The sequence below is a fragment of the Clostridium cibarium genome, assembly GCF_014836335.1.
Classification (GTDB): Bacteria; Bacillota; Clostridia; order Clostridiales; family Clostridiaceae; genus Clostridium; species Clostridium cibarium.
In genome coordinates, this window is the sequence record NZ_JACSRA010000014.1 from 32,761 (window position 1) to 47,873 (window position 15,113).

Below are 15,113 nucleotides of genomic sequence, written 5' to 3' on the forward strand. Positions count from 1 at the left end.
TTGTCTTATAATTAACTAAAAAGTATGAACAAATTGTGTACAATGTCAATCACATACAAAAAAACATCAATAATTCTAAAGTAGATATCTACAAAAAGTTAACTTTCTTACAGTAATCAAGCATTCTTTTAACAGCTTCATCATCTAATTGACTCCATTCAAAGCCTAATTTCTTTAAAATGGAATTTGTTCTATTACTAACAGTTATAAATGTTGTTAAATTATTATTTTCAAGTAAACCTAGGTGAACCATAACATCATCAATATATTCTCTTAAATTTTCATCTTTATCCGTAAAAGAAATATATGACATAAATTCATCTATATTTTTAATTTCTATATTTTTATATCTTATTCTTAATAACTCTGCTAAATCTATAGAACTTAATTTTTTAGGATTTTCTATATGAAATACTTGGTTATTCAAGTTTGTCTTGTTAAAAATAAGAACAACTGCTTTAGACAATTCATCTACATAAGAAAAATCAAAAACCTTTTCTTTAATTTTAGGTATACAATTAAGTTTAATAAATGCTTTAATATTTTTATAAAAAGCGTTTTCTATTATATTCTCTTGAAATAGTCCTGTTGAATAATTAAAAGTTACATTTCCAAGTCTAAATATTTTAGTATTTAATAACTTTTCACCAGCTTCTTCAACTAATTTTTCAGCTTCTAATTTTGAACGCACATACACATTATCACACTCTTGCCCAATATCAATATCTGATTCTGAAAACATAACTAAATTTTTATTATGAATACTTCCACTTCCAACACTGATAGTAGATATTTGATTGAAATCTTTTATTAATCCTTTTTTAGCAAAATCAATCAAATTCTTTGTTCCTAAAACATTTATATTATAAAACTCATCATATTTACCATAATGTTTTACATTGGCTGCTGAATTGATTATACAATCTATTTCTAAAGATAGTTTTTCATAAGTATCAATATCTAATCCCAAATTATCTCTTGAAATATTTCCCATTAAAATATTTATTCTATTCCTATATTTAAAGTAAAATTCTTCTCCAAAATAAAAATTAGTCTTTTCTATAATTCTCTCTTCAGCTGTTTTAATATTTTCTCCTCTTAATAACAAATGTATTTTGCAATTTGTCCTTAATATAAGCTCTTTTAAAATATTTACACCAACATATCCTGTAGCCCCTGTAAGCAAAATGTTTTTATATGTAGTTTCATTATTTAAATCCAAATCTGTATATCTTTTAATATCATCTATATATGATTTATAAGCTAATTTTATATCTTTCGGAATTTGATTTCCTTCTTTAAATTCTGTAACAGCTATTTCATCATGACCCCATTCAGTATTTACTCTTAAACTCTCTTTTTTCAATTTAATAATTGAAGCCAATTCTTGTATGGTTGGATATTTAAATATATCATTTATAGAAATACTAAATTCTTTAGCTAGTCTTGAAACTACTGAAATTGCTTTTAATGAGTTACCTCCAATTTCAAAGAAATTCAAATCAGTGCTCACATTTTTTATACCCAACACTTTACTCCATACTTCTGAAATTTTTTCTTCAAATTTATTTTGAGGCGCTATATATTTACAATTAAAATTATCCAGATTAGGTATAGGCAATTCTTTTCTGTTAATTTTTCCATTAGAATTAATAGGCATACTTTCAAGCTGCATTATATAAGAAGGAATCATATAACTTGGAACTTCTTTCTTTAAAAAATCCTTTATTTCTTTTGAGCAAACTTTTTCTTCCCTTACAATATATGCACATAAATACTTGTTCCCACTTTCATCCTTTTTATCTACTACAGCTACTTCTTTCAATTTTGAATACTGTAATAATTTTGCTTCAATTTCTTGAAGTTCTATTCTAAAACCATTAATTTTAACTTGATAGTCAATTCTCCCAATAAAATGTATATTCCCATCTGGAAGCCATTTTGCAAGATCTCCAGTTTTATATATTTTCTCTCCCTTTACATAAGGATTTTCTATAAACTTTTCTTTTGTAAGATCTTTTCTATTTAAATATCCTCTTGCAATTCCATCTCCACCTACACATAGTTCTCCAGGTACCCCTATTGGAAGCAAATTATTATTCTTATCCATTATATAGGCTGTTGAATTAGATATTGGCCTTCCTATAGGTATTGCTATATTTTCATCCCACTTTTCCTCAACTTCATATACTGTAGAAATTACTGTATTTTCTGTTGGCCCATATCCATTTAAGATTTTCAGTTTCTTATACATCTTAGTTATTTTACTTACATACTTACTTGATAAGACATCTCCACCTACCATTAAATATCTTAAGTTCTTAAATACTCCTACATTACTTTCACTATATTCATTAAATAATGGAGTTGGCATAATCATTATTGTTATTTTGTTATGATTAATATAATTTTCTAATTTAATACCATTTATTATTAAGCTTTTATCTTCTAAGTGTAATGTTATGCCTTTAATAAGTGTAATCCAAATTTGAAATACTGATGCATCAAAAGACAAAGATCCAGATTGAAGAACTTTATCATTATCATTAATTTCAATATAATTAGGATTTTTTACAAGGTTAATCAAATTCTTGTTTTCAACACATACTCCTTTAGGGTTTCCAGTTGACCCTGATGTATAAATTATATATACTAAATCATTTGGCAAATTAATATTTTTAAGGTTTTCTTTACTTTCTTTAAATATTTCTTTACTATTTAAATCCATTAATTTTATATCTATTTTCTCTAGATTCACTTTTTTCAATTGATGTTTTTTAATCAAAATCATTTTACTCTTGCTATCCTTAAGCATATAATTTATTCTTGCCTCAGGGTAATCTTCATCTATTGGCATATATGCCGCACCACTTTTTATAATAGCTAAAATTCCAACTATTGTATCCACACTTTTATCACATATTATTGCAACAATGTCCTCTTTACTCACTCCATTTTTTACTAATAAATTACCAAGCTGATTTGCCCTTTCATTTAATTGTCTATAAGTTAGTCGTTCTCCACATGATACAAGGGCAGTTTTATTTTTTGACTTTTCAGCTATTTCTTCAAATAATTTTTTTATTGTTTTATTTTTTTCATATTTTCTTTTTGTATTGTTAAATTTATTTAATATTAAATTTTCCTCTTTCTTAGATAAAACTCCAAAGTTATTAATAGGTCTATCTAAATCCTCTAGAACTTTTATTAGAATATTCATATAATGTCCTACAAAATTCTCCATTGTTTCTTTTTTATATAATGATGTTTGATATTCTAATTCACCTAATATTTTTTCCTTATCTTCAGTAAGTATCATAGAAATAGAAAACTTTGATCCTTTGCCTTTTAATTTATAAGTTTCTATTTGTACATCATTAAAACTTAAATTCTCAATATTTAAATTTTGAAAAGAAAAAATAACATTAAAAATATCACCTTTTTTTACATCTACTTTTTCAACTAAATTTTTAAGATCATAGTTTTGGTTTTCAAAAGCTTTCAAGGAGTTCTCCTTAACTTCATTTAAAAAATCTCTAAAACTCATATCATTACTTACTTTATTTCTTAGTGGCAATGTATTAACAAACATACCAACTATGTTCTTAAGATCTTCATGTGTTCTTCCCGCTACCGGAATTCCTATTATCAAATCCTCTTGATTGCTATACTTATATAAAAGCACATTGTATGCAGCTACATAAAACATAAATTTTGTTACGCCTAAACTATTTATAGCCTTATTTATTTTTTGAATTAAAGTTTTATTTATCTCAAACTCTATTTTATTTCCTTCAAAACTTTTAGCTGATTTACTTTTGTAATCTGAAGGCATATTTATCACAGGAATTTCTCCTTCAAACCTATGAATCCAATACTTTTCCTGATCATCTAATAACCCATTTTTATATAACTTATTTTGCCAATTTGAAAAATCTTTGTATTGAAATTTCAACCCAGCAAGTTTCTCATCATTGTATAATGAAGATAATTCTTTTGTTATTATACTCATTGAAACACCATCTGAAACTATGTGATGTATATCTATTATTAAAATTGAAACATCAACGAATTCAATAATACTTACATGAATAAGAGGAGCTCTACTTAAATCAAATGGTCTTACAAATCTTTCAACATTAATTTTATTTTCATCAAATTTACTATGAACTTTAATATTCTCAACATTAAAATCCACTTTAGAATGGATTTTTTGAAATATATCCCCATCAAACATATGAAAACTTGTCCTTAAAGTTTCATGCCTATTTATTAACTTGCAAATTGCTTTTTCGAAACGTTCCTTATTAAAGTTTCCTTTAATAAGGTATGCAATAGGTATATTATAGTTTGTACTATTTAAATTTACTTGGTTTATTGCATATATCCTTTTTTGTACTGATGATGCTTCATAATACTTTTTTTCTTCCACCTTTTCAATTTCATTAATCATCCCCTTATCTACTTTTATAGAATCCAAATACTCAGCTAATTCTTCTATTGAAGGCTTATTAAATACATCTGTAACAAGAATTGGACATTTAAATTCTTTATGAATTTTAGATACCAAATTTACAGCTGTTAAAGAATTTCCTCCTAGCTCAAAAAAGTTATCTTTTATAGATATCTCATTTATGTTAAATATCTTGCACCAAATACTCATAAGCTTTTGTTCTATTTCATTTCTAGGCTTTACAAATTCTACATTACTTTGTGATAAATCAGGACTAGGTAATGCTTTTTTATCAAGTTTTCCATTATAATTAAGTGGTATATTCTCAACCTGAACTATATATGAAGGAATCATATAATTAGGTAATTCTTTTTTCAAAAAATCTTTTATTTCTTTTAAAGAAACTCTCTCTTCACTTACAACATATGCACATAAATATTTATTACCGCTTTTATCTTTTCTATCTATTACTATTGCTTCCTTTAGCCTTGAATATTTTAGTAGTTGCGTTTCAATTTCTTGAAGTTCTATTCTAAATCCCCTTATCTTCACCTGACTATCAATTCTTCCCATAAAAACTATATTCCCATCTGGCATCCATTTTGCAAGATCTCCAGTTTTATATATTATCTCCCCTTTTATATAAAGATTTTCTATAAATTTTTCTTTCGTCAGTTCTTCTTTATTAAAATACCCCTTGGCAACTCCATCTCCACCTACACATAATTCTCCAGGAACGCCTATTGGAAGTAGGTTATTATTCTTATCCACTATATAAGCAGTCGAATTAGCAACTGGTTTACCAATTGGTAATTGTGTATTTTTATCCCAACTACTACTTACAGTATAAGTTGTTGAAAAAGTAGTATTTTCTGTTGGTCCATATCCATCAATTATTATTAACTCCTTATTAACCTCTTTTAATTTACTTACAGCAATAGGTGAAACTACATCTCCACCAGTTAACAAACATCTCAATGGCCTAAATAAATTTATATTTTCTTTACATAATTGATTAAATAATGGAGCTGTAAACCAACATATTGTAATTTTATTTTTTCTTAAATAACTTTCAAGTAATTCTGGATTTAAAATAATATCTTTTGATTCTATAAATAATTGCTTACCATTAAGAAGGGCCCCCCACACTTCAAAAGTAGATGCATCAAATGCAATGGATCCTGTTTGAAGTATTTTATCATCTTCTTCAAATTCAATGAAATTAGTATTCTTAACAAGTCTTATAACATTCCTTTGCTTTATACACACTCCTTTTGGCTTTCCTGTCGAACCCGATGTATACATTACATATATTAAATCCTCTGAAGTGTTAATGTGATCTAAATTATATGTACCTTCATTTAATATTTCTTCATCATCATAATTTACTATTTCAATACTATTTTCAAAATCAAATTTATCTACTGAATTCTTTTTTCCTAAAACTACTTCACTATTAACCTCTTCTAACATATATTCTATTCTCGATTTAGGATAATCCTCGTCTATTGCTAAATATGCTCCTCCACTTTTTACAATAGCTAAAATTCCTATAATTGTGTCTAAACTTTTATCACATATGATTGGAACTATACTATTTCTTGTTATTCCTTTTTTTCTTAATAAAAATGCAATTTGGTTAGCTCTTTCATTTAACTGTCCATAAGTTAGACTATTCCCTTTTGATGTAACTGCTATTTTATCTTTTGCATCATCAACCACTTTTTCAAACAATTCACTTATTGTTTTATTTTTAGGATATTTTCTTTTTGTATTGTTAAATTCATTTAATATAATATTTTTTTCTTCTTCAGAAACTATTTGTATTTCTGATATTTTCAGATTTGAATTATTAATAATTTGACTAGCAATAAGGCCAATACTTTTAACCATTTGTACAACTTGTTGCTCTGTATAATCCTCTATTCTATATTGAACTTCCAATTCAATATTTCCCTCTTTTTTTAATTCTTTAATAAATATATGTAATGGAATATTTGTATACCCTTGTGAAAGAATTTTATTGCTTATAAATTTTCCGCTACCTTTTTCTAACTCATAGCTTTCAAGTACATAGTAATTCACACAGCATTTAAATAGAGAATTAACTCTTTTTTTATTTAATTCTAAATCCTGTACCAGCAAATCATAAGGATATTTTTGATTATGATAACAATTCTTAAGTTCTACATTTAAATATTCTAAAAATTCATTAAAGCTTTTTTTATCTTCTATGTTTATTCTTAAAGGCATAGTTCCTGTAAACATACCCATTGTATTTCTTTGGCGCACATTACTCCTATTAAAGCAAACAATAGCTAGTGTTATATCATTTTCATTTAATACCCTGCTCATATATATGCTTAAAACAGAAACAAAAAATTTGTTTAAAGAAATTTTATGTTTATTCAAAAATCTTTTTAACTCTTCATTCTTACTTTTATCTAACAAAAACAACTTTGTTTTTGACTTAGCGCTTTTGGGATTTATATATAAAGATTTTTCATTTAAATTTGAAAATTTTTCATTCCAAAATTTTTTGTTTTTCTTAAATTCTTCAGAATTTAAATACGCCCTTTCATCAGATATAAAACTTATGTATGAATTCCCAACATTGTCATCTACAATTTCATTATTGTATAATCGCTGATATATGGTAGAAAGCTGTTTAATCAACAAATTACAGGATGCTCCATCAAAAATAAGATGATGTATAAAAAAGCATATTCCCATATCTTCTTCATTAATTTTGTAAATAAAAAACTTAAATAATAATTGATTTTGCTTATATAATGTTTTTACACCTTCATTTATACAAAACTCTTTAAATTTACTTTCAGCACTACTACCATAAGTTGTAAAATCCAAAAAAGATATATTGATAAATTTATATTCATCTACATATTGATATAATTTACCACTTTCCTCATAGAATTTTAATCTAAGTGAATCATTTTTTTTAATAATTAAATTTACTGCTTTCTCTAACATCCTAACATCTAAATTACTACCAATATGTATTTTAGATACTATATTGTGCATTGGTGTATTAGAAAACAGCATTTCATTGTACCAAATTCTCTTTTGTGGATGAGTTATTTCAGATTTTTTGACAATATTATTCATAAAGAACACCTCCCAATATATTGCTTTCATTAAATATTACAATTCAAACTAGAAAATAGTTGCATTTTTTCATTTATAATACAAAAAAGAATACTTAAAGCCTTTATTGCTCTAAGTATTCTTTTTGATTCTTATTTATTATATAAACTACTCATAATAATATTTATTATTGACTCTTCATTAATTCCATCTTTTGATGAAATAGAATATGATACATCATCCTTTTTCCAAGTTGCTAGATTAACTACTTTATTTTTATATCCCTCTAAACATATAATAGTTCCATCTATTTCATGTGTATTCTTAATTTCATATTCATTATAATCACCACTTATATCTCCAGTAACTTTCCCAGCTCTAAATTTTACTATATCCTTCCCATAATTATATTCTATTTCAATCGTATCATTTCCTATAACACATATATTATGTATGCTAAGTTCAGCAGGGATTTCTTTTATATGATTTATTTTTAATTTTATTACATCTTCAGCTTCCTCTAGTGTTTTACATTCCTTAATCCCACTTCCACAAACAGTTGAAAGTCTCCCTCCATCATAATTCCTATTCTTATCATTATCATTGTCTCTATTATCATTATTGTCACTATCATTGTTATTACTATCATTACTTTTGCTTTCATTATATTTTGAATAATCACTTTTCTTATAGTTTTCAACATTACTATTATATTTATTTATACTATCATATTCTTTTAACATTTTATCATTTTGAATATAACTATTCTCCGTACCCTCTTTATCTTTATCATATGATTTGCTTATTTTCACTTCTTTAGAATCATTATTCGTATCATTTATTTCTTCCTGTTTTAAATTATTACTATCATATTTATTTAACTGATTATTCATATTCATGACATTAAAAGATATAACTACTATAAAGCATAAAGCAATAATTTTTACCTTTCTTATAAATACGCTATATTTCTCTATTCCCGGTCTCTCACTTTGAATTTTTATATTTTCATTGAGCACATTATGGAGTATTCTTTTTTTCATATTTTCAGTCATAACAATTTTATTTAACTCTTCTTTGTATCTCTTACTCAAAATCATACTCCTCCTTTAACTCTTTCTTTAATATCTTCCTTCCCCTACTAAGTAATGAACGAACCGTTGCTTCTTTCTTATCTATAATAGATGCAATTTCCACTGTTGTATAATCCTCATAATAATATAAATAAATAATTTCTCTATATTTTACTGGAAGTTGCATTACTTTATTAAGAACATTACCATCTTTATATTGGTCATAATATGGAATTTCTATTAATTCTGCTCGTTTTCTAAACCAAGCAGATTTTAGTTTGTTTTTGCAAATATTTCTTGTAACACAAATAAGCCAATTGTTTTTATGATCATTACTTTTAAAGCCCCCTATATTTTTAAGCAATTGTATAAAGACCTCTTGTACTACATCCTCTGCATCATAAATATTTTTCATATATGAATATGCAAGCCTCAGCAGCATATCTCCATAATCATCTAAATCTTGTGAGATAATTTCATCTATACACAATGAAATCTCATTCATTATAAACCTCATCCTTCCATCCTGTAGTACAATTAAGTAATTATGAAATCCATCCTAAGTTGTGCATTCTTCATCTAGAGGTTATAAATATAAAATAAATATATCATTAGATTTTTCTCGCCTTCTAAGTTAAATACTATTTTTGGTTTTTCTAAATATGATACAATTTAACTTATAAAGATGTTGCAATAAATATAAATATTATTATATTTCCTCTTTCTATAATATCTAAATTATATATTCTTGTAACCAAAAGATGATCACTTATATTTAGAGTTAATATCATTGATATCGAAGGAATATATACTTTAAAAATAAAAAATCCCTCATAGCACCTCTGCCATAAAGGATTAAATAGTATCTTTTTATTCTTGTTTAAGCGGATTAAGCTTCATATAACTACTATATTGATAAGGATAAAACTCCTTTAAATGTTGTAAATAGCTTATCCATTGAAAAGTTAATGCCTTATATACCCTAACTACATCCCCTTTAAGGTGTGCACAATCCTCCTTAGTTAATTCTTTATATCTTACAAGTACAATCTCATCCCTTAAATGTACCAAAGCGATGAGTAAATCAGCAAAAGTCTCATGCTCCAAAATATTTTCATTACTTATAAGATTGGCTAAAACATCTCTATTCTGAACCACAAGCTCTTTCAATTGCTGATAATCAATCTTTTGAAAATCTATATCATGATCATATTCTCTTAACCAATCACCACATGATTTCCAATCATTAAAATCTAGTTTTTCTTTTTTTATACTTTCATCTCCAGCTACTATAATCTTTAAAAGTTTGTATCCAATATCGCTGAAAAAAAGTCCAACTAGCATATTTAGTTTACTTAATCTTTCATTATAACTACGTCTTTCTGCAAGCTTGTCAAACAGCACAGTTACAGCAAGAATATTTATTGGAATAAAACAAATATTCATTACAGAATAGTATATGGTATTTTCCAGTTGTCCAAAAATTTCATAATGGATAAAGAACATCCCAAACGATAAAATTATTAAAATGATAGAAACAAATAAATAGTGCTTTAAATTTTTCATATGTACTCCTTTTAAATTCTTACTACTTAATATTTAGCAAATCTTTTACATCACTTTCCTTTTGAAAAAGAAGACATCCTCCATAATGTTCTCCAACTAACATCTCAGTTTCATTAAGTCTTCTAAATAATGGGGATTTTAAGGTTTCTCTCAAACTAGTATTACCTAGATTAGTATCTGAATATGGTGAAAATGGGCATGGTTCTGCTGATCCATCTACATTTATATGAAAGAACCCCCTACCTGCAGCTAGACATCCTTCTGAATATTTCTCATCACCAGGGAATGATATAAAAATAGAATCTTTATACTCTTCTCTAAGCTTTTGCTGTCCCTTTTCCAATATGCTCCTTTCATTATCTGTAGGTGCTAAATACTTAGTCCCTTCCGTTACAGGAACATATTCTACAAAAATTAATATCTTACACCCTTTTTTATATAAACCATCAAAGAAATCCTTACCAGTAACAGTGTTAATATTTTCTCTAGTAACTGTTACAGATACCCCATATAATATACCTTTTCTATTTAGGTTATCCATTAACCTGATTAATGCATCATAAGTTCCTTCTCCACGTCTATTATCAGTTTGACTTTTATCTCCTTCAATACTAAGCATAGGAAGAAGGTTCCTGCTTTTATCAAATAATTTTAAATAATTTTCATCAAAGATTATTCCATTTGTGAATATGGGAAACATAATATTCTTTACTTTTGCTGCCTTTTCTATTATATCCTTTCTCATTAAAGGTTCTCCACCTAAAAGAACTATAAAAGGTATTCCTATATCTTTTGCTTCGTTAAATATTTCTTTCCATCTCTCACTAGATAACTGTTTCTTTTGCGACCCTTCACCACAGGATTTATTTGCTCTCGCATAACATCCCTTGCAAAACAAATTACAGCTACTGGTTATACTTGAAATCAAAAAGACAGGAACATTCTCTCCTTTCTCCTGAAGGTTATCTCTTTTCTTCTTGGCTTCCTTAACAGATAATGAATACTTTAATATAAACTTAGTTTCTTTTGGATTCTTTAAAGAAGCTTTCATTGCACCTTTCACCATATTCTCAATACCATTACTCATATACTCCGCTAAATTAAAATCACTCCCCATTTTACCTCTCCCTATAAAATTATTAGCTAATTACCATAGATATTTTAATTTCTATTTTCATTATAACAACTTCTATATGTATATTGTGAAGTTATCACAAAATTCCAATACGACTTAAATGTAATCTTATATAAAAAAATAGCAGTCAACCTAAATAAGTTGAAACTGCTATTTTAAAATATATCTAACTTAGCCCTAAACCTTTTCTTTTGCTTATTATATGTGCTTCAATATCATTTGCTACTTGCACTGGATCATCTCCTAATGCAATTTTCCCACCTGTTAATCCTTCAACATCCTGTGTTAATAATTTTACCAATTTTTCTGCCCCAGTTAAAAATGGTGTTGGAGATAGATGAGTATATGCTCCATAAGCTACTGCAAACACTCCATCTATAGTAGCTTTCTGCTCCATCCATTCAGGAGCTGTTACTGCGATTGGAAGCTGTGGTACATCCACATCAAGATGATTAGCTAGCTCAGTTACAAGCATAGATATTCTTCCTGTATCTGTGCAAGTTCCAAAGCTTAAAACAGGAGGTATCTTTAACATATTGCATACTTCTTTTAATCCTTCTCCTGCCATATTTATTGCATCAAGATTACATAGTCCTGCCACTTCTAAAGCATGATTTCCACATCCACCTGCTACTACTAAAATATCTTTTTTAATTAACTGTTTTACTAGATTAACTGAATTCCAATCTTGAGGTCCATTTCTTAATGTAGAGCAGTTTGCTAAAGCAACTACTCCTTTAATCTTTCCTGCTGCAATTACATCAACTAAAGGATCCAATTTATTTCCTAATGCTTTTAAAACTGCTTCTGTTGAAAATCCTGCTATGGCTTTCTGTGTTATTTTAGGAACCTTTGGTGTAACTTTATCTTTTCTCTTTTTAAAGTTTTCAATAGCTAAATCAATTAAGTTATCTGCCATTTGATCTACTTTTGAAGGATCATATGGAATCATATGATCAAGTCCTGGAAGATTAATAATAGTACTTACTCCTACTAAAGTTACCTGATATTTTTCAGCATAACAATCTATTGCAGGTGGTGAACAATTTTCTTCCATAGCTAAAACATCTACAGTTCCTGTAGCTAAAAGAGGTTCTATTGAAAGCCAATTACCCATTAATCCTACAAATACATCATCCACTTCAAATCTTTGTAGTAATTCTTGACCTGTTTCAATTGATCCTACTACTCTAACTCCTTTTGCTCCAGCATCCTTTGCCCTTTGTTGAACTTCTTGCATCTTTGCCTTTTGTATAGTAGCTACCCCCGGCCAAGGTTGATGCCCATTAAACACAATATTTACATACCCTGGATCCATAATACCTAAATCAACATTTACTTCATGTGGCATAGGTGTTCCAAATAATATATCTTGTGTCATTTCTAATCCAATTTGTGCAGTATATATTGTGGATAACCCTAATCTTAATGCTTTTTTTGCTAAAGATACATGATCTCCATCAACATTTGTCAAGCAGCTTGCTACTGCATTTTGCTCATCATGTACTACTCCATTTGGATATATATCAAGATCTTTCCAAACTTGTTTTCTCTTATTTGGAGCAAAAACTTCTACCATCACACTTGGTTCTTCAACATCTTTACCCATTTCAGCTTCTAAAAAATCAGCTAATTGTATAGCCATTTTGTTTGTATCTTGATTTGTGTTTATTCCAACTTTTTCACACATCCATTTTAATTTATCAACATCTTTGATTGTAAATGGAGTCTTTCCTTCTCCAGTTGCTCTCAATGTTCTAAAAGCTTCATATGCATGATGTCCATAGGTGCCTGCTCCCATAATATTTCTTAGAAGCATATTTCTCATTGCCATGGCATCTGGTCCAATACCACAAACACCCTTTTGTTGCTCTCCTTTAAGATTAATTCTACAAGGCCCCTGTGAACATAACTGACAACTTAAACCTTCTAAACAGAACTTACACCTTATCTTTTCTTGAGCAGCCCACCTATCAAATACGTTAGTCATTCCATCTTCTCTAATTCTCTTTAGCATCTCTTCTACAGAATCATGATAACTGACACGCCCCTCTGTTTTTTCTAGTATAGTTTCACTCATTAAATATACCTCCTATAATAAACATCTTATATAAATAATTTTCATTGAAAACTCTTTTACATAACATATTAATTAGTATTTCTAATAAAAAAGTTATTATACATGTATATTCTGAGCTCTAATCATACAAAAAAATTAGGGGATACCCAAACCTTTAGATATCTCCCAACTTTGAATTCTATAACCTTATTATTATAAAAGTACTTCTCTCTTATTTTTCTTCAATAAGCTTTTTCAACTTATTTTGAACTAACCACAATTTCTTTTGTTTTCTATTAAATGCTACCATCCTATTCTTATTATTCTTATTTTCCTCAATTAATCTTATATATTCTGCATCCGCAATTTTTAATGCATCTTCTATTACTAAAAGTTCTTCCTTAGAAAACATAAAACTCCTCCTAAATAACACATTCTATATTTTAAAAATTTTATTCATTACTTTTTATTCTATATTTTACTATATTCTTTGTAAATATAATTTATAAAAAACTAGCTTAGCACCTAAGACTAAGCTAGTTTATATCAATTTAAACTCAGAAATTCTATTAAAAGAGTCACTCTTATTAAATAAGGCACCTCTTATTTTTATTTAAATGCGTCTATTGCTGTTGAGAATTTTAGAACATTATTAGACACTTTAGTTGTTGCTCCTAATGGATACTTATCAGGAAGAACACTTGAATTAGCCTCAGGTTCCCAATAGAATACACCTAGTCCCTTTCCATTTGGAACAGCTTTTACTTTATTTATTACTGCTTTAACCATGTTATAAGTATTTGTAGGATTACTTTCAAGTCCTCCAACTTCACAAATCATAACTTCTTTTCCATAACGAGCTACCATATCATTTAAATTGTTACCTAATGCATTAATATTTTTAGTATAATCAACGTTATTCCAATATGGATAATATGACATTCCTATCACATCGTATTTAGCTCCCGCTGCTTTAAGTCCATCAAAAACACTTCTATATAAACTATTATCAGCCCCATTAGATAAGTGAATAATAGTCTTTGAAGATGGACTTACTGCCTTGATTGCATCATACCCCTGATTAATTAATTGAGCCCAGTTACTATAGTTTGAAGTACTTGCTGTAGGCCATAACATCCCTGAATTTGTTTCATTTCCTATCTGTACCCATTCTGGAGTTACTCCAGCATTTTTCAATGCATTCATAACATAATATGTGTGACTATAAACATCTTTTTTTAGTTGATTAAAATCATGATTTACCCATGCTAAAGGTTTGTCTTGATAAGCTGGATCTGCAAAATGGTCACTATAATGAAAATCAAGCATTACTCTCATCCCAAGCGCCTTTGCACGCTTAGCCATATAGATTACACCAGTTGTATCTGCATAACCTAATATACAACTTGTTCCATCATTTTTAGTCCATTGAAAATTTGATGGCGGATTAACAAATACTCTTAGTCTTACAGAATCAATTCCATGATCTTTTAGGATTTGAAGTGCGTCTTGTTGAGCTCCATTGTCATTTTGCCACTTTACTCCTTTATTCTCCAATTGATTTAACCAACCAATATCAGCTCCTTTTGCAAAGGTAGTAGCAGCTTGTACAGGTATTGGCTTTGAAGCAATTCCAAGGGCAACCCCTGTTAACACTGATAAACTAAGAACTCCTGATATAATGGCTTTAATACTTTTTTTAAACATACTTTTTCCCCCTGT

Annotated in this window: 8 protein-coding genes; all 8 read right to left on the minus strand. The window is 27.8% G+C overall.

The window, feature by feature from the left end:
- Positions 1-88 precede the first annotated feature (88 nt).
- The 8 genes from H9661_RS10175 to H9661_RS10210 all read right to left on the minus strand — a co-directional run bounded on the left by H9661_RS10175 (position 89) and on the right by H9661_RS10210 (position 15,098).
- A complete protein-coding gene (locus H9661_RS10175; protein ID WP_191768613.1) occupies positions 89-7,579 on the minus strand; it encodes a non-ribosomal peptide synthetase in 7,491 nt (2,496 codons plus the stop codon).
- A 131-nt stretch (positions 7,580-7,710) separates the two neighbouring features.
- Positions 7,711-8,658 (minus strand): hypothetical protein, encoded by a 948-nt coding sequence (locus tag H9661_RS10180; RefSeq protein ID WP_143317977.1) that lies wholly within the window; start codon positions 8,656-8,658, stop codon positions 7,711-7,713.
- A complete protein-coding gene (locus H9661_RS10185) occupies positions 8,645-9,136 on the minus strand; it encodes a sigma-70 family RNA polymerase sigma factor (protein WP_143317975.1) in 492 nt (163 codons plus the stop codon). The genes H9661_RS10180 and H9661_RS10185 overlap by 14 nt, the downstream gene beginning before the upstream one ends.
- 365 nt (positions 9,137-9,501) lie before the next feature.
- A complete protein-coding gene (locus H9661_RS10190) occupies positions 9,502-10,197 on the minus strand; it encodes a hypothetical protein (RefSeq protein WP_191768615.1) in 696 nt (231 codons plus the stop codon).
- Between the two features lie 22 nt (positions 10,198-10,219).
- Complete coding sequence (locus H9661_RS10195; RefSeq protein WP_191768618.1) at positions 10,220-11,314, minus strand: radical SAM/SPASM domain-containing protein; 1,095 nt, start codon at positions 11,312-11,314, stop codon at positions 10,220-10,222.
- Positions 11,315-11,498: 184 nt separating this feature from the next.
- Positions 11,499-13,412, minus strand: a complete 1,914-nt coding sequence (gene cooS, locus H9661_RS10200; RefSeq protein WP_143317970.1) for an anaerobic carbon-monoxide dehydrogenase catalytic subunit — start codon at positions 13,410-13,412, stop codon at positions 11,499-11,501.
- Positions 13,413-13,623: 211 nt separating this feature from the next.
- A complete protein-coding gene (locus tag H9661_RS10205) occupies positions 13,624-13,803 on the minus strand; it encodes a hypothetical protein (protein WP_143317968.1) in 180 nt (59 codons plus the stop codon).
- Positions 13,804-14,000: 197 nt separating this feature from the next.
- On the minus strand, positions 14,001-15,098 hold the full coding sequence (locus H9661_RS10210) for a glycoside hydrolase family 53 protein (RefSeq protein ID WP_143317967.1): 1,098 nt from the start codon (positions 15,096-15,098) through the stop codon (positions 14,001-14,003).
- Positions 15,099-15,113 lie beyond the last annotated feature (15 nt).

Bases quoted from the DNA above. Each gene is read 5' to 3' on its own strand.
- cooS (WP_143317970.1), bottom strand. From the start codon at position 13,412: ATGAGTGAAACTATACTAGAAAAAACAGAGGGGCGTGTCAGTTATCAT.
- H9661_RS10195 (WP_191768618.1), bottom strand. From the start codon at position 11,314: ATGGGGAGTGATTTTAATTTAGCGGAGTATATGAGTAATGGTATTGAG.
- H9661_RS10205 (WP_143317968.1), bottom strand. From the start codon at position 13,803: ATGTTTTCTAAGGAAGAACTTTTAGTAATAGAAGATGCATTAAAAATT.
- H9661_RS10180 (WP_143317977.1), bottom strand. From the start codon at position 8,658: ATGATTTTGAGTAAGAGATACAAAGAAGAGTTAAATAAAATTGTTATG.
- H9661_RS10190 (WP_191768615.1), bottom strand. From the start codon at position 10,197: ATGAAAAATTTAAAGCACTATTTATTTGTTTCTATCATTTTAATAATT.
- H9661_RS10185 (WP_143317975.1), bottom strand. From the start codon at position 9,136: ATGAATGAGATTTCATTGTGTATAGATGAAATTATCTCACAAGATTTA.
- H9661_RS10210 (WP_143317967.1), bottom strand. From the start codon at position 15,098: ATGTTTAAAAAAAGTATTAAAGCCATTATATCAGGAGTTCTTAGTTTA.
- H9661_RS10175 (WP_191768613.1), bottom strand. From the start codon at position 7,579: ATGAATAATATTGTCAAAAAATCTGAAATAACTCATCCACAAAAGAGA.